Here is a 19,258-nt window from a genome sequence, read left to right on the forward strand (position 1 = left end):
GGGCAGTTTAGCACTCCCCCTTCCAGGCCAACAATCAATTGCCCGCTATTATGCTGCCGCTCAGCCAGCGCACGGGAAGCATCCAATCGGCACCGGCTCAGGCCGGGAGACCGCCGGGCCCGCCACGAGCGCGGGCCGACCCGGCAACCCCGGCCAGATCAGCCGCGATCCAGCTCGTCGAGGATAGGGCACTCCGGGCTCTCGTCGCCGTGACAGCAGCCCACCACCTCCTCGAGGGAGGCCAGCATGGCCTGCAGGCCCTGGATGCGGGCCCTCAAGTCGACAATCTTCTCCTGCGCCAGCTTCTTCACCTGGGCGCTGGTCCTGTGCTCGTCCCGGTAGAGTGCCAGCAGCTCCTGGCACTCCTCCAGATTGAAGCCCGTCTCCCGCGCCCGCTTGACGAAGCGCAGCTCCCGCAGCGCCCCGTCGTTATAGCTGCGGTAGCCGTTATCGCTGCGCACGGGCGCTGCGATCAGGCCGATGCTCTCGTAGTAGCGGATGGTCTTGGCGGTCAGGCCGGTGGCCTTGGCAACCTTGCTGATGTTCATCTGTGCCTCCTTAAGTGTGCGAGTGAGTGCCAGCATGGCTGCCCGCCTTGGGCTGCCAGCGTTTCAGTAACAGGGAATTGCTCAATACGGTGATGCTGCTCAGGGCCATGGCCGCCCCCGCCAGTTCGGGGCTGAGGTAGCCAAAAGCGGCCAGCGGAATGCCGATGATGTTGAACACGAAGGCCCAGAACAGATTCTGCTGTATGGTGCGCCAGGTCGCCGCCGAGATGTCGATGGCGTCGGCCACCAGCCGCGGATCCGATCTCATGAGAGTGATGGAGGCGGTCTCCATTGCCACGTCGGAGCCTGAGCCCATGGCGATCCCCACATCGGCCGCCGCCAGCGCCGGGGCGTCGTTCACCCCGTCCCCGACCATGGCCACCAGGCCGTCGACCTGGGCGCGCAGCGCCTCGACCTTGGCCACCTTGCCGGCGGGCAGCACAGAATCGAAGGCCCCGTCCAGCCCCAGCTTGGCGGCGATATGGGTCACGGGGGCCGGCGCATCGCCACTCACCAGCCAGCAGGCGATGCCGCGCTGGCGCAGAGTGGCGATGGCGGCCGGGCTCTCGGGGCGCAGGGTGTCGGCCAGGGCGGCGATGCCAACCGCCACGCCGTCGATGGCGACCCAGACCCGGGTCGCGCCATCGCCGTCCGCCTCATCCTGCTGCGGCATCGAGATCCCGAGCGAGCTCAGCAGGGAGGGGTTGCCGATGGCCACCTCATGACCCGCCACCTTGCCGAGGATGCCGGCACCGACCCGCACCTCCACCTCGTCCGGTTGCGGCAGGGCATCGCCACTGACCGCCTCACGCATGGCCAGCGCCAGCGGGTGTTCACTCGCCTGTTGCAGGGCGGCGGCCAGGCGCAATTGCGCCGGGGTGCCGCTCCAGCTCGCCAGCACGGGTCTGCCCTGGGTGAGGGTGCCGGTCTTGTCGAATATCAGCGCCTTGATGGCGTGGGCTTTTTGCAGGGTATCCACGTCCTTGATCAGGATGCCGTGGCGCGCCGCCACCCCGGTGCCGGTGACGATGGCGGCCGGCGTGGCCAGCCCCAGGGCGCAGGGACAGGCGATCACCAGCACGGCCACCGCCGCCAGCAGCGCCTGGCCGAAGTCGTTGCCGATGGCGTACCACACCAGCAAGGTGAGCAGGGCGATGGCCATCACCACCGGCACGAACACGGCGGAGACCTTGTCCACCAGCTGTTGCAGCGGGGCCTTGCCCATCTGGGCACTCTCCACCAGGGCGATGATCTTGCTGAGGCTGGAGTCTTCCCCCACTGTGGTGGCCTCGATCTCCAGCACGCCGGAGCGGTTGATGGCCCCGCCCAGCACGCTGTCACCCAAGGTGCGCAGCACCGGCAGGCTCTCGCCGGTGAGGATGGATTCATCCAGCTCGCTCTCGCCGCTGGTGATCTTGCCATCCACCGGCACCCGTTCACCGACCAGCACCCGCAGCCGATCGCCGCGCAGCACCTCATCGACGGAGAGGCTCTGCCACGCCTCACCGCGCCAGACGGTAGCGGTCTCGGGACGCAGCGCCATCAGCTCGCGAATGGCGGACTGGGTGCTGCGCCGGGCGCGCGCCTCCAGCAACTTCCCTAACGAGATCAGGGTGATGATGATGGCACTCGCCTCGAAGTAGAGCTTGCCGCTGGCGGCCGCCCCCAGGGTCAGCAACAGGTAGAGACTGTAGAAGTAGGCGGCGCTGGTACCGGTCGCCACCAGCACATCCATGTTGGCGGAGCGGTTCTTGAGGGCCAGCCAGGCGCCGCGATAGAAGCGGGCCCCGATCCAGAACTGCACCGGGGTGGCGAGCGCCAGCTCCAGCCAGGCTGGCAGATGCCAGGGCAGCAGCCCGGCCATGGCGACCATCCCCACCAGCAGCGGCAGCGTCAGCAGGGCCGAGACAACCACCTGGATCAAGGCCTTGTGGGCGATGGCCGCCTCCTGCGCCTCACGCTCCTGCAACTGCTGACGGCGGGCGCTGGCACTGCCTTGCGCCAGCCGGGCACCGAAGCCGAGCGCCTCGATCTGCCCACGCAGCGAGGCCGGCGTCTGCGCCCCCGGCACCAGGGTGATGCGGGCCTGCTCGAGGGAGAAGTTCACATCGGCCGAGAGGACACCCGGCAAGGCGGTCAGCATCTTGCCGAGCCGGGCCGAGCAACCGGCACAGGTCATGCCGCTGATCTGGAACGACAACGACTCGCTGCCATAGCCGTAGCCCTGCGCCTCTATGCTGTCCAGCACCTCGGGCAGCCGGGCATCCTGGCTCAGTTCGATGGCCGCCTGCTCCAGCGCGAAGTTGACGGTGGCCTGCACCCCATCGAGCTTGTTGAGGGCGGTGCTGATCCGGTTGGCGCAGTTCGCGCAGCTCATGCCACTGATGGGAAGTTGAATATGCATGGTCATGACAATCCTCCTCGGATAGACCAGCAAACCTTAACCTTTACAGTAAGGGTAAGCTCAAGCGACCGCACTCACTTTTTGCTCGCATAAAAAAACGGCGCCAAAAGGCGCCGCATTTAACACTCAGGAGACGGCGATCAGATGCCGTACTGGGCGCGATAGGCCCGCATGGCCGCCAGCTGCTCGGCCAGTGCGGGCTGCTCTGCCTGCTTCTCTTCCAGATACTGGATCAGATCCCCCATCTGGATGATGGCGATGATGTGGGCGCCGTAGTCACGCTCGACTTCCTGAATGGCGGAGAGCTCGCCCTTGCCCTTCTCCTGGCGATCCAGCGCGATCAGCACCCCGGCCAGGGAGGCACCGTTGGCCTGGATCAGATCCATGGACTCGCGGATGGCGGTGCCGGCGGTGATGACGTCATCCACCAGCATGATGCGCCCCTTGAGCGGGCTGCCCACCAGGTTGCCGCCCTCGCCGTGATCCTTGGCCTCCTTGCGGTTGAAGCACCAGGGCACGTCCACGTCGTGCTGCTCCACCAGCTGCACCGCGGTGGCGGAGGCGATGGGGATCCCCTTGTAGGCCGGGCCAAACAGCACATCGAACTCGATGCCGGCATCCATCAGGGCGGCGGCATAGAAGCGGCCAAGGCGGGCCAGATCGCGGCCGCTGTTGAACAGGCCGGCGTTGAAGAAGTAGGGGCTCTTGCGGCCGGATTTCAGGGTGAACTCACCGAATTTGAGAACCTGCTTCTCCAGGGCGAACTCGATAAATTGACGCTGGTAGGCTTTCATTCTGGCTCCTTGCTTGGCTTGTCGTTTACTGGTGTGGGGGTATAAAAAAACGCGGTCAATGCCGCGTTTTTCAAATCAGAAATTCAGGAGAGCGCCTGCTTCTGCAGCGCGATGATGTCGTCGATGCCGCCCTTGGCGAGGGCCAGCATCGCCAGCAGCTCCTCGTGGGTGAAGGGCTCGGCCTCGGCGGTGCCCTGCACCTCTATGATGCGACCGTCTTCGGTCATCACCACGTTCATGTCGGTCTCGGCGGCGGAATCTTCTACATATTCCAGATCGCAGATGGCTTCGCCCTGATACATGCCGACGGAGACGGCGGCGATCATCTGCTTGAGCGGGCTCTGCTTGAGCATGCCTTTCTCGACCATCCAGTTCAGCGCATCCACCAGCGCCACGCAGGCACCTGTGATGGCGGCGGTGCGGGTGCCGCCGTCGGCCTGCAGCACGTCACAGTCCACCGTGATGGAGTGCTCGCCGAGCGCGGTCAAGTCCACGGCGGCGCGCAGGGAGCGGGCGATCAGCCGGGAGATCTCCAGGGTGCGACCACTCTGCTTGCCGGCGGCGGCTTCACGGTTCATGCGCGAATGGGTGGAGCGCGGCAGCATGCCGTACTCGGCGGTGACCCAGCCCTGGCCCTTGCCCTTCAGGAAACGCGGCACGCTGGTGTCGACGCTGGCGGTGCACAGCACGCGGGTGCTGCCGAACTCCACCAGTACCGAGCCTTCTGCATGTTTGGTGAAGTGGCGGGTGATGGTAACCGGGCGCACTTGCGCGGCACTGCGATCGCTGGGACGGGACATGGGACTGACCTCTGGGCTGGCTGAATTGGCGCAGGAGTATAAGCCATCCCAGCCCAAATATCAGCCGCTAAAACCACGCTGTCGGCTGACGGGGCAAGCCTGGCTGAGTATACTGGCCCCACACTTCATCAAGCCCGGAACTATCAATGATTCACAGCATGACCGCCTACGCCCGCAAGGAATTCAAGGGCGACTGGGGCACAGCCGTTTGGGAAATTCGTTCGGTCAACCAGCGCTATCTGGAAACCTACATCCGCCTGCCCGAGCAGCTGCGCAGCCTGGAGCCGGTCCTGCGTGAGCGTTTCCGTGCCAAGCTGCAGCGCGGCAAGGTGGAGTGCAACCTGCGGTTCGAGGCAGCCCAGGCTGCCGCCAGCCAGCTGCACATCAATGAAGAGCTGGCCAAGCTGATCATCGACAGCGCCAACTGGGTGATGAAAGAAGCCGGCCAGGGCCAGCTCAACCCGGTCGACGTGCTGCGCTGGCCCGGCGTCATGGCAGCCGCCGAGCAGGACATGGACGCGGTCGCCACCGAGCTGCTCGGCGGCTTTGACCAGACCATGGAAGACTTCCTCGCCTCCCGCGCCAGCGAAGGGACCAACCTCAAGGCGCTGATCGAGCAGCGTCTGGACGGCATCCAGGTGGAAGTGAAGAAGGTACGGGTACACCTGCCGCAGATCATCGAGTGGCAGCGCCAGAAGCTCACCGACCGCCTGACCGAGGCCAAGGTCGAGCTGGATCCGGCCCGCATCGAGCAGGAAATCGTGCTGCTGGCCCAGAAGATCGACGTGGCCGAGGAGCTGGATCGGCTGGAGATGCACATCAGCGAGACCATCAAGATCATGAAGAAGGGCGGCGCCTGTGGCCGTCGTCTCGACTTCATGATGCAGGAGTTCAACCGCGAGTCGAACACCCTGGGCTCCAAGTCCATCAACGCCGAGGTGACCCAGTCCGCGGTCGAGCTGAAGGTGCTGATCGAGCAGATGCGCGAGCAGATCCAGAACATCGAGTGATCGCTTCGGTTGCCGAACTGATTGAAAAAGCCCTTGTTAACAAGGGCTTTTTTGTGGGTGTCGTGGCTCGCGATGCCGAGCTAACCGCCAAGCAAGAAAGAGGAAGTCGGCTTCTTCGGCTGGGGCGCCGCCCTCAGCGCGGCGGACAGATCGTCAGCCTCCTCGCATCGCCCGCACAGGCCCTGCAAGATCCGCAGCTGCTCCTGCGCCTTCTGGGGTTCACCATTTTGCAGATAGGCCTCCCCCAGATACTCGTGAGCGCCGCGGTGCTCCGGATCTAGCCTCAGCGCCTTGTCGTAATAGGGAAAGGCCTGCGCCAACCGGCCAGACTTGCGGGCCACGTAGCCTGACCAGTTCCAGACGTCGGCGGAGTTGGCCGCGTCCTGGCGCAGATCCCGCAACAGCGCCTCGGCCTGCTGCCATTGCTGCGCCCCGACCAGCTGCTCGACCCGCTGCAGTTGCCGCTGGGTCGACGACGAGCCTGATCCACCGCCCCCGCTGCTGCCGCCTCCCCCTGCCGCCAGCGCCAGGCCACTGCTGCTGAAGCACAGGATGCCCACCAACAATATGCTCAGGACTTTCATGACTCGCCTCCACAGGTTCGATATCAGGATCCCAACTACTAGGTTAGACCCCTCTTGGGCCCGAATAAGCGAGGCCGGGCCGCCACGATGAAACTGACCAGCCCCGGGAGCAGGGGCAAGGAAATGGCAGGCCCCAGGATACTGGCAGGCGGAACACGCAGTGAGAGGGCACGAGAGAAGCGCGGCGGCGGGCCGGGGATAAGGGCCGACGGCTTGCCGGCCCCGGGGATCAGTCGTTTTCCAGGCTGGCGAGGCAGTGGGACAGGGTGCGCGCCAGCGCCCCCTGATTGCGCAGCACCACGGCGCGGGCCTGCTCACCCATCTGGCGGCGGGCACCGCCATCGCTGAGCAGCTCGCTCACCTTGTCGCCGAGGGCGGCGGCGTCCGCCACCAGGGCGGCACCGCCCTGAGCCACCAGCTGGCGGGTGATGTCGCTGAAATTGAAGTAGGCAGGACCGGTCAGGCAGGGCTTGCCGAGCGCCGCCGGCTCCAGCAGGTTGTGGCCGCCGACGGGCACCAGGCTGCCACCGACGAAGGCCAGATCGGCCGCCGCCAGCATCAGCGGCAGCTCGCCCATGGTGTCCCCCAGGTAGACCTGATCGCTGGCCCTGATCGGTGCCGCGCTGGTACGCCGCACGCAGCCATAGGGGGCGCACAGCTCGGCCACCCGATCGAAACGCTCGGGATGGCGCGGCACCAGGATCAGCAGCGCCTCGGGATGAGTGCGCAGCACCCGCTCGAAGGCGGTCAGCACCTGCTCGTCCTCGCCCTGATGGGTGCTGGCGGCGATCCACACCGGTCGCGCCTCCCCCAAGGTCTGGCGCAGGCTGTGACCCTTGGCCAGCAGCTCGTCACCCAGCTGGATATCGAACTTGATGGAGCCGGTCACCGCCAGCCGCTCGCGCCCCAGCCCAAGCCGATGGAAGCGATCCGCATCGTCCTGATGCTGGCAGAGCAGGTGGGTCAGCGGCCGGCTGAGGGCATCGAACGCCCCCTGGAAACGGGCATAACGCTGACAGGAGCGCTCGGAGAGACGGGCATTGAGGATGGTCACCGGCAGGTGATGTGCCTCGCAGGCGGCCAGCCAGTTCGGCCACAGCTCGGTCTCCATCACCCAGAGGGCACGGGGCTGGAAGCGCTTGAGGAAGGCCGCGATCGCCCAGGGGTAGTCGAGGGGCGCGTAGCGATGCACCACCAGCTCGCCGAGCCTGGCCGCCTGTTCGGCACCGGTGCGGGTGGTGGTGGTGAGCAGAATGGGCAGATCCGGCCGCTCGGCCTTGAGGGCACGGATGAAGGGGGTGATGGCGAGGGTCTCGCCCACGCTGACCGCGTGGATCCAGAGTGGCGCCTCCTGCCCGCTGGCGGGAGAGCGACCCAGATGCTCGGCCCAGCGTGCCCCGAAGCCCGGCTTGCCCTTCTTCGGCCGGTAGAGCGCCAGCAGCGCCAGCGGCAAGCCTAAATGGATCAGCAGGTTGTAGAGCAGCCGGTACCCCATGCTACTGGCCCTGTCCCGAGCCGGCGGCACCGTCGTTGACTGGTTGCAGCGCGATGACCAGCTCCGCCGACTCGCCCCGCTCCAAGCGTTTACCCGCCTCAATTACCTGCTCCGGCATCAGCTCGATCAGGCACTTGAGGTGGCCAAACTTGCAGGTGCGCTTGAAGCAGGGGCGGCATTCGATGTCGGTGTGCACTATCTCGACCCGATCCGCCAGGGGCGGCGTGTAGAGCGGCGAGGTGGAGCCATAGACGCCGATCAGCGGCCGGTTGAGGGCGGCGGCGACGTGCATCAGGCCGGAGTCATTGGCGATGACCCGACCGGCCAGCGCCATCAGATCGATCGCCTCGTGCAGGCTGGTCTTGCCCGCCAGCACGTGGCAGTTGGAGCGCGACAGCGGATTGATCCGATCGCGGATGGTGTTGGCCACCTCCGCATCCTTGCCGGAGCCGAAGATCCACACCTGCCAACCTTCGTCCAGATGCTTCTGGGCCACCACGGCGTAGTGCCCCTCAGGCCAGCGCTTGGCCGGCCCGAACTCGGCCCCCGGGCAGAGCACCAGCACAGGGCGGGCGCGATCCAGCCCGAGCCGCTCCAGCGCCTTGTCCTGGTTGATGAGATCCACATGGAGGGAGGGATGGGGAATGGTCGGGATGTCGGTCCGGCTCTTCATCTGCGCCTTGGGATAGGCCAGCGCCAGATAGGCCTCCACCATCAGCGGGAAGGCCTTCTTGTTGCTGCGCAGATCGTTGAGCAGGCCGAAGCGGTGCTCCCCCTTCCAGCCGGTGCGCACCGGGATGTTGGCGAACCAGGGGATCAGCGCCGACTTCATGGAGTTGGGCTGGATGATCGCCTGATCGTACTGCTCGGCGGCCAGCTGCTTGCCGAGCCGACGGCGGGCCCCCAGCTTGAGGTCGCCGTGGCCGAGCGGCATGGGAATCGCCTTGTCCACCTCGGGCATCCGCTCCAGCAGGGCCACACACCAGGCCGGGGCCATCACATGCAGCTCGCTATCGGGGTGATTGGCCTTGATCGCCTTGTAGAGGCTCTGGGACATCACCATGTCGCCGACCCAGGAGGGGCCGATCACCAATATCTTCATCTCACGCGTCTCTTGGGCCAAGCCCTGCGGTTAATCGTTGCTGGGCGAGATTATGCCCCAAGAATGGTCGAAGATCCCCGATAACCCGCTCGGCGCATGCCAAAGGGACATGCCCGAACCTGGTCGCGGACCCATGCCCCAGCCGGTGTTTTAGGCTAGAATGGGCGCCAATCTGAGCATGACCCGCCCGCCGGGCGCCAACGAGAGCCCTGAACCCGTGAAAAAACCGACCCTGGCGGCCGTCCTGATCGTCAAGAATGAAGCCGACAACCTGCGCGCCTGCCTCGCCTCCCTCGAAGATCTGGTGGACGAGATCGTCATCCTGGACTCCGGCAGCCAGGACGAGACCCCCGCCATCGCCGCCGAATTCGGCGCCCGCTTCTTCGTCAACGCCCAGTGGCCCGGCTTCGGCCGCCAGCGCCGCCTCGCCCAGTCCCACGTCCAGTCGGAATGGGTGCTGTGGCTGGACGCGGACGAGCGGCTCACCCCCGAGCTGAGAGCGGCCATCGCTACCGTCATGGCCAACCCGGCCCAGGACACCATCTACTCCCTGCCACGCCTCTCCTGGGTGTTCGGCCGCTTCATCCGCCACAGCGGCTGGTATCCGGATCGGGTGCTGCGCCTCTATCCCAAGGCGCTGACCAGCTACAACGAGGTGCTGGTGCACGAGAAGGTGGAGGTGCGCGCCAACATGAAGATAGTCAACCTGCACGGCGACCTGCTCCACTTCACCTACCGGGATCTGGAGCACTATCTGGTGAAGTCCGCCGGTTACGCCAGGGCCTGGGCCGATCAGCGCACCGTCCGCGGCAAGAAGGGCTCCCTCGGCCAGGGGCTGGTGCATGCGCTGGGCTGCTTCCTGAAGATGTACCTGCTCAAGGCCGGCTTCCTCGATGGCAAGCAGGGCCTGCTGCTGGCCATCCTCTCCGCCCACTCCACCTTCGTGAAGTACGCGGATCTCTGGATCCGGCAGCAACCCCAGGCGCCAGACCAAGCGGGCAAGTAACGCCGGCCCCAACCGGATAAACCAGCATGATGAAACAGGGCCCGCGAGGGCCCTGTTGCTGTCTATCCGTTTTTCTCCTGCCAGAACGGCGAGGCCCAGCGGGCGATCGCCGCCGCCATGGTCTTGGGATCGAGCTGGCTCATGTCATCCGGGTGATCGCTGTCTTCCGGCGGGCTGAACGCCAGGTGGCGCCCCTCGCTGTTGAGCGGTCGCCAGCGCAGCGGGGTGGCGGAGCGGTGGGCCGGGAAGAAGCCGATGGTCGGCACGTCCAGCGCCGCGGCTATGTGCAGCGGCCCCGTGCTGCCCGCCACGAACAGGGCGGCGTTGGCCATCACCTGGCAGAACTTGGGCAGCCCCTCGTCGGAGCGGTAGATCCAGCCGTTGCCGCCGTGGGCCAGCAGTTCCGCCGCCAGCTGCTCGGCCTTGCCCTCCTCCCCCGGCCCCGCAGTCAACACGCACTGCAACTCGGGGCAGGCCTGGTTGAGCTTGATGATGAGCCGTGAGTACTGTTCGATGGAGAGGTTGTTGGCCGAGCCACCGCTGCCGGCATGGACCATCAGCCAGGGTCGGCTGGCGTCCAGCTTCAGCCGGGTGGCGACCTGCTCGCGCACCTGCTGCAGGCTCTGCTCATCGAAGCTGAGGTAGGGAGCCTGCGGCTCCACCACGCTCTGTTGCTGATCGGCGAGGAAGCGGCGCACCAGGTCCAGGTTGTATTCGTACTCCGGCTTCTGGGAGCGGGAGCGGCGCTGGATCAGGCGCTGGTTGTAGAGCACCTGGGCCAGCTTGGTGGCGGGCGCCAGCCGGTAAGGGATGTGCGCCTTCCACACCAGCATGGCGTTGCGGGAGTTGGAAAAGAGGCAGATGGACGCATCGAAGGCAGCGGCCTTGATGCGGGCCTGCAAGGCCCGTTGCTGTTCCTTGTCGGCCCGGGCCCCCGGGTCCAGGATGATCTCGTCGATCCAGGGGCAGAGGCGGGCCAGCGGCGCCGTGTAGGCAGGCACCAGGGCAGTCACATGACAATCCATGGAGCGCTTGAGCATGGCAAAGCTCGGCCAGGCCAGCATGAAGTCGCCAATCTTGTCATTGCGTACTACCAGAATGCGTTTCATAAGAAATCCCTATGCTTCCTGTCACCAATGCAGGAAGGCTTGATGCGCGGTGCCGGTATTCTTGCCTGATGCACTGCTATTCTCAAGCGATGACTCAGTCGCGGTCGCGACAAAACCTCAACAGCCCCTATAATGCGACCAAATTTCCCGGTTGCAGGACTCAACAGCATGACCAACAAGGTAATTTATCCCGGCACCTTCGATCCCATCACCAATGGCCATACCGACCTGATTGGCCGGGCCGCCAGGCTGTTTGACGAGGTGGTGGTCGGGGTGGCCAACAGCCCGAGCAAGCGACCGCTGTTCGATCTGGCAGAACGTGTCCAACTTGCTCGCCAGGTGACCGCCCATCTGCCCAACGTCAAGGTGGTCGGCTTCTCCGGCCTGTTGGTGGATTTTGCCAGGGAGCAGCAGGCCAACGTGCTGATCCGGGGCCTGCGCGCCGTCTCCGACTTCGAGTACGAGTTCCAGCTGGCCAACATGAACCGTCGCCTGATGCCGGAGCTGGAGAGCGTCTTCCTCACCCCGGCGGAGGAGAACTCCTTCATCTCCTCCACCCTGGTGAAGGAGGTCGCCCTGCACGGTGGCGACATTCACCAGTTCGTCGATCCCCTCGTCGCCAAGGCGATTGCCGCCAAGCGAGGCAAGTGACGACCAGCGGCCCTGGCTGCCTACCATAGCCAGCCAGGGCCCTGTGCATCAGCCCAGGGCCTGACGGCAGGCCAGCTGCAACTCGTCGAGCCAGGCGTAGCGGCGCCGGTACATGGCGCGCTTCCTGGCCGCGATCTCCTCCAGCGGTTTGCGCACCACCGGCTGCAACCGCACGAAGTTGGCGTCCTGCGAGATAGCGCCAAACTCCTGCCACAGCTCGTCATAATCCGCCTGCAGACAGGCTCTCTTCTTCTTGCTGTAGCGCTTGGCCTGGAAGATATGCGCCTTCATCCGCACCGCCGAGACACGCGCGGCCCCCATCGCCTCGGCCAGCGCCAGCACCATCATCACCACCAGCGACTTGGGCCTCAGGCCATGGCCTGCCTTGGTCAGCGCCCGCACCTGCTGTTGCGGCTGCGAGACGCCGGGTGCCGGCCCCTGCACCGAACCTATCACCAGCGCCAGCTCGGTGCTGCTGCCGGCCAGCGAGAAGGCGCAGCTGTAGAGCCGCTCGCCCCGCGCGTTGACGATGGAGAGGGCCAGCTCGGCCTCGCGGCGGAAGGTGCCATCGTGGCGCAGCACGATGCGATGCTCACCGTCGGGGTAACGGCCGAGTTCGATCCCCTCCCCCAGATAGAGCGGGTCGATCAGCGCCGGGTAGCGGGCCAGCAGCAGCCGATAGTGCGCCTCCACCATCTCGACCCGCTGCTGCACGGTCGAGCAGGCGAAACGATAGGGCCGCATCGGCTTGTCGAGCAACTCGGGGTGCTGGGCCGGGAGGGCCCGCAGGGGTTCTGCCTGGAACAGTTCGAACACCCGGCTCAGCTGTGGCCGGTAGAGCAGGCTGCGCAGCACGAACTTGCCGCGGTTGAAGGTCTTGCGGGCGCTGTCATCGGGGTAGAGGAAGCGGGCCATTTTGTGGGCGCAATAGTGCCCCTGCCGGGATAAATGATCCCAGCCTATTGATTTTGCTGTCATTTTATTATCTCTTCTGCGTGTACAGCGAGATACTAGTCAGCGACAGCCGGGGCTTCAACAGACTAGAAATACGTCGTTACAACTTCGCCACTTCTACCCCCAAATGGTCCAGCTCAGCGCTGGCAATGAGAGCAGAACACAGTGGTGCGCTGCCCCAACCGCACTTCACTGAGCAGGGTATGACACTGGTAGCAGGGCTGACCGCCGCGGCCATAGACCTGCAACTGCTGCACGAAATAGCCGGGCTTGCCATCGGCGCTGGTGAAGTCCTTGAGGGTGGTGCCCCCCTGCTGGATGGCGGCGGCCAGCACCCGCTTGATCTCGGCCACCAGGGTCGCCAGCCGCTCGGCGCTGATGTTGCCCGCGGCCCGTTTGGGGTGAATGCCGGCGGCATAGAGCGCCTCGTTGGCGTAGATGTTGCCCACCCCGACCACCACGTGATTGTCCATCAGGAAGGTCTTGATGGTGGTGCTGCGCCCCTTGGCGCGCCCCTGCAGGTACTCGGCACTGAAGGCCTCGGTGAGCGGCTCAGGGCCGAGTTTGGCCAGCAGCGCATGGGCCTCGGCCGGCTCGCGGGTCCACAGCAGGGCCCCGAAGCGGCGCGGATCGTTGAGTCGCAGCAGCTTGCCGTTGGCGAGCTCGATATCCACGTGATCGTGCTTCTCGGCCGGGGTGCCGATGTCCAGCACCCGCAGGCTGCCGGACATGCCGAGATGCAGGATGGCGGTGCCGAAATCGGTCTCCAGCAGCAGGTACTTGGCGCGGCGGCTGACCCGGTTGATGCGCAGCTCAACCAGCTCCTGGATCTCGCCAGGCACCGGCCAGCGCAAGCGCCCGTCTCGCACCACCACGCGCGTCACCTTGATGCCGGTAAGCCAGGGGGAGATACCCTGGCGGCTGACTTCGACTTCCGGTAATTCAGGCATAAATGGCTCTCACGCTAATGAGTGTGGATCAGGGGGTTGGCCGCAGCAGGCTGCGGTATTGCGCCTGGCTCAGGCTGAGCCAGGTTGAGGGGGGCAGCAGGGCGGCAAACTTGCCGCTGTCCTGATAGAGCCCCAGCTCGATCGGATCGCTCTGGCCGGCGATCCACACCTTGAGGGTGACAGGGGTGCCGCGCACGGCGCCGCCGGGTGGCAGCAACCAGCCTTGCCACGCCTCGATATGGGCGGCCAGCTGGGCGCTGCTCAGCCCCAGATCCGGCCCGCTGCGCCAGCCCTGGCCGATGCGCTCTATCTGCCAGCTCGGGCCTTGCCAGGTCAGCACCACGGCGGCGTCCGGCAACAGGGGCCGCGGCCGTTGGGCGCTGTTCTCCTGCTGGGCCTGCTCCAGCCGGTGCAGCAGGGTGATCACGATCAGCACCACCACGATGATCACGTTATTCCAGCCTTTACGGCTCAATTTGAACATGACAAGCCTCCGTTCCAACCGGCAGTGTACTGAATTACGGCCATAAAAAAACCCGGCACTAAGCCGGGCTTTTGGGAATGCAGCATCAAGTAATTACTTGATTTTGCCTTCCTTGTAGATCACATGCTGACGAATCACGGGATCAAACTTTTTGATCTCCATTTTTTCGGGCATGGTGCGCTTGTTCTTGGTAGTGGTATAGAAGTGACCAGTACCGGCGCTGGAGTTCAGACGAATCTTATCGCGAATACCTTTAGCCATGATCTAATTCCTTATACCTTAACGCCGCTGGCACGCAGTTCAGCCAGAACCACTTCAACGCCGCGCTTGTCGATGATACGCATGCCTTTTGCGGATACGCGCAGGCTCACGAAGCGTTTTTCACTCTCAACCCAAAAACGGTGAGTGTGCAGGTTCGGCAGGAAACGACGCTTGGTCGCGTTGTTAGCGTGCGAACGGTTGTTACCAACTGCCGGGCGCTTGCCGGTTACTTGGCATACTCTAGACATGTCAGTCTCTCCAAATCTTACTTCATTATTGCTCGAGCAAATATCTGCCCCGCTGGCCTTCGATTGCGGGGCAAACAGAAGGCGGCATTTTATACAGCATCCGTGATCAAAGATCAACTAATACAGTGCCAGAGCCCAGTTACAACCAACCACGCTCTGCGAAAGAAACCGTGATGCCATCACCGATCACCAAGTGATCCAGCACTCTGATATCGATCAGGGCCAAGGCGGCCAAGATCCGATCCGTGAGTTGGCGGTCGGCCCTACTGGGCTCGGCTACGCCGGACGGGTGATTATGCGCCAGAATCACGGCGGCTGCATTATGTTTGAGCGCGATCTGCACGATTTCTCTGGGCCAGACGCTCGCCGAATCGAGGGTGCCGTAGAAAAGTTCAACGAATTGAATGACTCTATGCTGGTTGTCCAGCAGCAACAGGGCGAACACCTCCCGCGGTCTATCCCGCAGCTGGGCCTGCAGATAATCCCGGGTCAGCTGGGGTGAGGTGAGCGCATCCCCCCGTTGCAACTGCTCGGCCAGATGGCGCTTGCCCATCTCCAGCACCGCCTGCAGTTGGGCGTACTTGGCCGGCCCCAGCCCGTGGGCGCTGCAGAAGCTCTGCTGCTCGGCGCCGAGCAGCGCCCGTAGCGAGCCAAACTGCTGCAGCAGCTGGCGGGAGAGGTCCACCGCGCTCAGTCCGTTGACCCCGGTGCGCAGGAAGATGGCCAGCAATTCGGCATCGGACAACACCCCGGCCCCCCGCCGCAACAGCTTCTCTCTCGGGCGTTCCTCCTCCGGCCACTCCTTGATGCTCATTTGTCTCTCCCTCATCCTTATTGAGAGAAACCATAGCAAAAAATCACGGGAGCCCGACCACAACTCCCCCATGTCAGCCTCTGTCGTCGCCCGTCGCCTGTGGTATCTTAGCCGACCAGTCAGAGTGAGCAGGAAGAGATGCAGCAGATGAGATTGGCCGATAAACGCATCCTGTTGGGTGTCAGTGGCGGGATCGCCGCCTACAAGAGTGCCGAACTGGTACGCCGCCTGAAAGATCAGGGGGCCGAGGTGCGTGTGGTGATGACCCGCTCCGCCAAGGAGTTCATCACCCCGCTGACCCTGCAGGCGGTCTCCGGTCACCCGGTCGCCGACAGCCTGCTGGATCCCGCCGCCGAGGCGGGCATGGGCCACATCGAGCTGGCCAAGTGGGCCGATCTGGTGCTGATCGCCCCCGCCAGCGCCAACCTGATGGCGCGCATGGCCGCCGGCATGGCGGACGAGCTGCTGACCACCCTCTGCCTGGCGACGCCGGCACCGGTGGCGCTGGCCCCGGCCATGAACCAGCAGATGTATCGCAACGCCGCCACTCAGGCCAACCTCGATACCCTGGCTGGCCGTGGCATCCTGCTGTGGGGGCCGGACTCCGGCAGCCAGGCCTGCGGTGATGTCGGCCCAGGCCGGATGCTGGATCCCCTCGAACTGGTCGAACGCTGCTGCCAGCAGTTGGCCGCCGAGCCGTTGCTGGCGGGCGTCAAACTGCTGCTCACCGCCGGGCCGACCCGCGAGGCACTGGATCCGGTGCGCTACATCAGCAACCACAGCTCCGGCAAGATGGGCTATGCCATCGCCCGCGCCGCTCGTGAGGCGGGCGCCGAGGTGACGCTGGTGAGCGGCCCCGTCACCCTGGCTGCCCCTCAGGGGGTGGCGCGGGTCGAGGTGGAGAGCGCCGAGCAGATGCATCAGGCGGTGATGAGCCGGGTTGGCGAGTGCGACCTCTTCATCGGCTGCGCAGCCGTGGCGGACTATCGCCCGGAGCGGGTCGCCGACCAGAAGATCAAGAAGACCGGTGACAACGACCAGATGCTGCTGACCCTGGTCAAGAATCCCGACATCATCGCCGCCGTGGGGGCGCTGCCGAACAAGCCCTTCACCGTCGGATTTGCCGCCGAAACCGTGGATGTGGAACAATACGCCCTCGATAAACTGCAGCGAAAACGGCTGGATATGATCGCCGCCAACGATGTGTCCCGCGCAGGCCAAGGCTTCAATGCCGATGACAACGCCCTGACCGTCTTCTGGCAAGGGGGTCAAGCCACCCTGCCCCTGGCCGATAAGCTGACGCTGGCTCGTCATCTTGTTGCCCTGATTGCACGCCACTATCGACCCTGAGCCCCGGCCCATTCCAACTGACGAAAGATTCATGACGGCGCAGATTGCATTGAAAATTCTGGGCGTCCACACAAGCACTCATTGAAAACGAACGACTCATGAACACACAAATTGAACTGAAAATCCTGGATGCCCGCATCGGCACCGAATTCCCGCTGCCCGCCTACGCCACACCAGGTTCTGCCGGCATGGATCTGCGCGCCCTGCTGGATGCGCCGCTGACCCTGGCGCCGGGGGACACCAGCCTGGTGCCGACCGGCCTCGCCATCCACATCCAGGATCCAGGCCTGTGCGCCACCATACTGCCCCGCTCCGGCCTCGGCCATAAGCACGGCATAGTGCTCGGCAACCTGGTCGGCCTCATCGATTCCGACTACCAGGGCCAGCTGATGGTCTCGGTCTGGAATCGCGGCAACGACAGCTTCACCATGCAGCCCGGCGAGCGCATCGCCCAGCTGGTGATCCTGCCGGTGGTGCAGGCCAGCTTCCAGCTGGTCGACGAATTCAATCAGAGTGAACGGGGTGAAGGCGGGTTTGGTTCTTCTGGTCGCCAATAACAGACCACACCTGTCCTCGTGACCGGTGCCTAATAACGGAATCAAGCCATTGTTTTTTTAGGGGAATCCATGGCAAGCAGTAACCAGAAACAGAGTCGGCGCGATCAGATCCTGCAGGCACTCGCCCATATGCTGGAAAGCAGCCCGGGCCAGCGCATCACCACGGCCCGCCTGGCGGCCGAGGTGGGCGTGTCCGAGGCCGCCCTATATCGACATTTTCCCAGCAAGGCGCGGATGTTCGAGGGGCTGATCGACTTTATCGAGGATTCCCTGCTGTCACGGGTCAACCTGATCATGGCCGAGGAGAAGGACACCATGGCCCGCTGCCACCACATCTTGCAGCTGCTGCTGGTGTTCGCCGAGCGCAATCCCGGCATCACCCGCATCCTCAACGGCGATGCCCTGCTGGGCGAGCACGATCGGCTGCGAGATCGCATCAGCACCCTGTTCGACAAGCTGGAGACCCAGCTCAAACAGGCGCTGCGCGAGAAGCGGCTGCGGGAAGGCCAGGGTTTCCAGCTCGACGAGACCATGCTGGCCAACCTGCTGCTGGCCTATGCCGAGGGGCGGATCAGCCAGTTTGTCCGCTCCGAGTTCAAACTCAAACCCACCGCCGGGTTTGAAGACCAGTGGCAATTCATGCGCAGCCAGCTACTGCAAAGTTGAGCCAGAGGGGCGGATCGACCAATGCGTCCGCTCCGCGAGTTCAAACTCAAACCCACCGCCGGGTTTGAAGATCAGTGGCAATTCATGCGCAGCCAGCTACTGCAAAGCTGAGCCACATTGGATTGAACAAAGAGGGAGGCCTTGGCCTCCCTTGTTTTTTGTGGCAGCTTTCTATGGCACAAAATAAGCACCAGATGCGACCCAGGTTGTCGCGTCCCGGTGTTAGATTCATGCGCCATAAACCTTTATACCAACAGGATATCCTATGGAACCCGAGATCATCACAGAAGCACAGACCTGGTTGACCAATAACCAGGGGCTGATCATCGAGTACGCGGTCAACATCGCCGCCGCTCTGCTCACCCTGCTGATCGGTTACATCGCCGCCAACATCCTCAGCGGTGGTGTGGTCAAGGTGATGCAGACCCGCAAACTGGATGCCACCGTCACCCACTTCGTCGGTAGCATCCTCAAGTACACCATCCTGGTGTTCGTGGTGATCGCCGCCCTCGGCCGGGTCGGGGTACAGACCGCCTCCTTCGTCGCCATCATAGGTGCCGCCGGCCTGGCCATCGGTCTGGCGCTGCAAGGCTCCCTCTCCAACTTTGCCGCCGGTTTCCTGCTGATCATCTTCCGCCCCATCAAGGCGGGCGAGTTCATCGAAGTGGCCGGCACTGCGGGTGTGGTGCAGTCGGTGCAACTGTTCACCACCACCCTCACCTCCGGCGACAACAAGATGGTGGTGGTGCCGAACTCCGCCATCCTCAACGGCACCATAGTCAACTACTCCCGCATGGATACCCGTCGGGTCGACATGACCTTCGGCATCGGCTACGGCTCTGACCTGCGCAAGGCCAAGCAGATCCTGGAGCAACTGGTCAACGAGGAGCCGCGCATCCTGAAGGATCCGGAAGCCGTCATCGCCGTCGCCGCCCTGGCCGACTCCGCGGTCAACATAGTAGTGCGCCCCTGGGTCAAGACCGCCGACTACTGGGGTGTCTGGTTCGACTTCCACGAGAAGGTGAAGCTGGCCTTCGATGCCGAAGGCGTCGAGATCCCCTTCCCGCAGATGGTCATGCACATGCAAAAGTCCCAGGCCTGAGTCCAGACCTGATGACGACAATGCCAGCCTCCGGGCTGGCATTGTCGTTTCCGGGCCCCGGGCGTGGCCATAAAAAATCCGGCCACCGGGGCCGGAGATAAGCCAGTCACTATCACCCGCGGCCTCGGGCCGGCGAGCCCTCACACCAGCCGGCGGGCGACCCGGTTGAGCAGCGGCTGCACCAGCACATAGCCTCCCAGCACGGCGGCCATCACGGCCAGCACCCGCATCTCCAGGGTCGGGGCGGCGCTGGTCAGCACCAGGGTCAGCAGGCCGATGAGGCCGGTGGCGATCAGGCTAAGGGCAAACAGGGATAAAGCGCGTTTCATGTCGATCTCCTCGTTCCAACAACATTGGCCATCCCTGGGA

Annotated in this window: 22 protein-coding genes; 7 read left to right on the forward strand and 15 right to left on the reverse strand. The window is 64.4% G+C overall.

Annotated features, from left to right (window positions below):
- Positions 1 to 158 precede the first annotated feature (158 nt).
- The 4 genes from cueR to rph form a co-directional block, all read right to left on the reverse strand.
- The gene (gene cueR, locus AACW18_RS20725; protein WP_042654448.1) at positions 159 to 548 is read right to left on the reverse strand and encodes a Cu(I)-responsive transcriptional regulator; all 390 of its coding nucleotides are present in this window, start codon (positions 546 to 548) and stop codon (positions 159 to 161) included.
- 10 nt (positions 549 to 558) lie between these two features.
- Entirely contained in the window at positions 559 to 2,958 is a 2,400-nt protein-coding gene (locus AACW18_RS20730; protein ID WP_218389721.1) for a heavy metal translocating P-type ATPase, read from the reverse strand.
- Positions 2,959 to 3,092: 134 nt separating this feature from the next.
- Positions 3,093 to 3,746, reverse strand: coding sequence for an orotate phosphoribosyltransferase (pyrE, locus tag AACW18_RS20735; protein WP_218389722.1), 654 nt, complete (start codon positions 3,744 to 3,746; stop codon positions 3,093 to 3,095).
- Between the two features lie 83 nt (positions 3,747 to 3,829).
- Entirely contained in the window at positions 3,830 to 4,546 is a 717-nt protein-coding gene (rph, locus tag AACW18_RS20740) for a ribonuclease PH (RefSeq protein WP_218389723.1), read from the reverse strand.
- Between the two features lie 146 nt (positions 4,547 to 4,692).
- Between rph and AACW18_RS20745 the strand changes: the two genes are divergently transcribed.
- Entirely contained in the window at positions 4,693 to 5,556 is an 864-nt protein-coding gene (locus tag AACW18_RS20745; protein WP_042654452.1) for a YicC/YloC family endoribonuclease, read from the forward strand.
- Positions 5,557 to 5,636: 80 nt separating this feature from the next.
- Here the strand turns inward: AACW18_RS20745 and AACW18_RS20750 are convergent, their stop codons facing one another.
- From AACW18_RS20750 to waaF, 3 genes are all read right to left on the reverse strand, one after another.
- Positions 5,637 to 6,140, reverse strand: a complete 504-nt coding sequence (locus AACW18_RS20750) for a tetratricopeptide repeat protein (protein WP_218389724.1) — start codon at positions 6,138 to 6,140, stop codon at positions 5,637 to 5,639.
- A gap of 229 nt (positions 6,141 to 6,369) precedes the next feature.
- Positions 6,370 to 7,635 carry a lipid IV(A) 3-deoxy-D-manno-octulosonic acid transferase gene (gene waaA, locus AACW18_RS20755; RefSeq protein ID WP_218389725.1) on the reverse strand — a complete coding sequence of 422 codons (1,266 nt, stop codon included), beginning with the start codon at positions 7,633 to 7,635 and terminating at the stop codon, positions 6,370 to 6,372.
- A gap of 1 nt (position 7,636) precedes the next feature.
- Positions 7,637 to 8,737 carry a lipopolysaccharide heptosyltransferase II gene (waaF, locus tag AACW18_RS20760; protein WP_218389726.1) on the reverse strand — a complete coding sequence of 367 codons (1,101 nt, stop codon included), beginning with the start codon at positions 8,735 to 8,737 and terminating at the stop codon, positions 7,637 to 7,639.
- A 217-nt stretch (positions 8,738 to 8,954) separates the two neighbouring features.
- Between waaF and AACW18_RS20765 the strand changes: the two genes are divergently transcribed.
- Complete coding sequence (locus AACW18_RS20765; protein WP_218292109.1) at positions 8,955 to 9,743, forward strand: glycosyltransferase family 2 protein; 789 nt, start codon at positions 8,955 to 8,957, stop codon at positions 9,741 to 9,743.
- A 62-nt stretch (positions 9,744 to 9,805) separates the two neighbouring features.
- Here AACW18_RS20765 and AACW18_RS20770 read toward each other — a convergent pair whose 3' ends face one another.
- The gene (locus AACW18_RS20770) at positions 9,806 to 10,852 is read right to left on the reverse strand and encodes a glycosyltransferase family 9 protein (RefSeq protein ID WP_218389727.1); all 1,047 of its coding nucleotides are present in this window, start codon (positions 10,850 to 10,852) and stop codon (positions 9,806 to 9,808) included.
- Positions 10,853 to 11,020: 168 nt separating this feature from the next.
- On the opposite strand from AACW18_RS20770, the gene coaD reads away from it, so the two are divergent.
- Complete coding sequence (gene coaD / locus AACW18_RS20775) at positions 11,021 to 11,503, forward strand: pantetheine-phosphate adenylyltransferase (protein WP_042654456.1); 483 nt, start codon at positions 11,021 to 11,023, stop codon at positions 11,501 to 11,503.
- 48 nt (positions 11,504 to 11,551) lie between these two features.
- Here the strand turns inward: coaD and AACW18_RS20780 are convergent, their stop codons facing one another.
- The 6 genes from AACW18_RS20780 to radC all read right to left on the reverse strand — a co-directional run bounded on the left by AACW18_RS20780 (position 11,552) and on the right by radC (position 15,214).
- Positions 11,552 to 12,418: a VirK/YbjX family protein gene (locus AACW18_RS20780; RefSeq protein ID WP_218389735.1), complete on the reverse strand. Its 867-nt coding sequence runs from the start codon at positions 12,416 to 12,418 to the stop codon at positions 11,552 to 11,554.
- Between the two features lie 176 nt (positions 12,419 to 12,594).
- Positions 12,595 to 13,407, reverse strand: coding sequence for a bifunctional DNA-formamidopyrimidine glycosylase/DNA-(apurinic or apyrimidinic site) lyase (gene mutM / locus AACW18_RS20785; protein WP_218389728.1), 813 nt, complete (start codon positions 13,405 to 13,407; stop codon positions 12,595 to 12,597).
- Positions 13,408 to 13,435: 28 nt separating this feature from the next.
- The gene (locus AACW18_RS20790; RefSeq protein WP_218292098.1) at positions 13,436 to 13,891 is read right to left on the reverse strand and encodes a hypothetical protein; all 456 of its coding nucleotides are present in this window, start codon (positions 13,889 to 13,891) and stop codon (positions 13,436 to 13,438) included.
- Positions 13,892 to 13,984: 93 nt separating this feature from the next.
- Positions 13,985 to 14,152, reverse strand: a complete 168-nt coding sequence (gene rpmG, locus AACW18_RS20795; protein WP_005323752.1) for a 50S ribosomal protein L33 — start codon at positions 14,150 to 14,152, stop codon at positions 13,985 to 13,987.
- Between the two features lie 11 nt (positions 14,153 to 14,163).
- Complete coding sequence (rpmB, locus tag AACW18_RS20800) at positions 14,164 to 14,400, reverse strand: 50S ribosomal protein L28 (protein ID WP_005307492.1); 237 nt, start codon at positions 14,398 to 14,400, stop codon at positions 14,164 to 14,166.
- A 139-nt stretch (positions 14,401 to 14,539) separates the two neighbouring features.
- A complete protein-coding gene (gene radC, locus AACW18_RS20805) occupies positions 14,540 to 15,214 on the reverse strand; it encodes a RadC family protein (RefSeq protein WP_042654460.1) in 675 nt (224 codons plus the stop codon).
- Between the two features lie 147 nt (positions 15,215 to 15,361).
- On the opposite strand from radC, the gene coaBC reads away from it, so the two are divergent.
- From coaBC to AACW18_RS20825, 4 genes are all read left to right on the forward strand, one after another.
- Positions 15,362 to 16,564 carry a bifunctional phosphopantothenoylcysteine decarboxylase/phosphopantothenate--cysteine ligase CoaBC gene (gene coaBC / locus AACW18_RS20810; protein WP_218389729.1) on the forward strand — a complete coding sequence of 401 codons (1,203 nt, stop codon included), beginning with the start codon at positions 15,362 to 15,364 and terminating at the stop codon, positions 16,562 to 16,564.
- A 98-nt stretch (positions 16,565 to 16,662) separates the two neighbouring features.
- Positions 16,663 to 17,121, forward strand: a complete 459-nt coding sequence (dut, locus tag AACW18_RS20815) for a dUTP diphosphatase (RefSeq protein WP_042654461.1) — start codon at positions 16,663 to 16,665, stop codon at positions 17,119 to 17,121.
- 69 nt (positions 17,122 to 17,190) lie between these two features.
- Entirely contained in the window at positions 17,191 to 17,787 is a 597-nt protein-coding gene (gene slmA, locus AACW18_RS20820) for a nucleoid occlusion factor SlmA (RefSeq protein WP_042654462.1), read from the forward strand.
- Between the two features lie 265 nt (positions 17,788 to 18,052).
- On the forward strand, positions 18,053 to 18,889 hold the full coding sequence (locus tag AACW18_RS20825) for a mechanosensitive ion channel domain-containing protein (RefSeq protein ID WP_218329604.1): 837 nt from the start codon (positions 18,053 to 18,055) through the stop codon (positions 18,887 to 18,889).
- Positions 18,890 to 19,029: 140 nt separating this feature from the next.
- Here the strand turns inward: AACW18_RS20825 and AACW18_RS20830 are convergent, their stop codons facing one another.
- Positions 19,030 to 19,218, reverse strand: a complete 189-nt coding sequence (locus tag AACW18_RS20830; RefSeq protein ID WP_042654464.1) for a hypothetical protein — start codon at positions 19,216 to 19,218, stop codon at positions 19,030 to 19,032.
- Between the last annotated feature and the right edge of the window lie 40 nt (positions 19,219 to 19,258).

This window comes from Aeromonas sp. sia0103 (genome assembly GCF_963895295.1).
Lineage (GTDB): Bacteria > Pseudomonadota > Gammaproteobacteria > Enterobacterales > Aeromonadaceae > Aeromonas > Aeromonas encheleia.